The organism is Massilia frigida (assembly GCF_011682175.1).
Taxonomy (GTDB): Bacteria; Pseudomonadota; Gammaproteobacteria; order Burkholderiales; family Burkholderiaceae_D; genus Telluria_A; species Telluria_A frigida.
Genome location: NZ_WHJG01000255.1, coordinates 1 through 201, shown reverse-complemented (window position 1 = coordinate 201; position 201 = coordinate 1). Strand labels below are relative to the sequence as shown.

At 56.7% G+C, this 201-nt stretch carries 1 pseudogene; it reads left to right on the top strand.

What is annotated here, in order from left to right:
- Positions 1-201 (top strand): annotated as a pseudogene (locus F2P44_RS34850) (IS1380 family transposase); the annotation flags it as partial.

Below are 201 nucleotides of genomic sequence, written 5' to 3'. Positions count from 1 at the left end.
AGCACCTGATCGAGCCGGAGGTTGAGATCGAAGGCTGGTGGACCAGCTTGGATGCAGCACCCGAGGAAATCATCCGGCTGTATCGCCGCCACGGCACCCATGAACAATTTCACTCCGAGATCAAGACCGATCTCGACATGGAACGTTTGCCGTCGGGTAAGTTCGACAGCAACGACGCGATCATGCATCTGGCGATGTTCG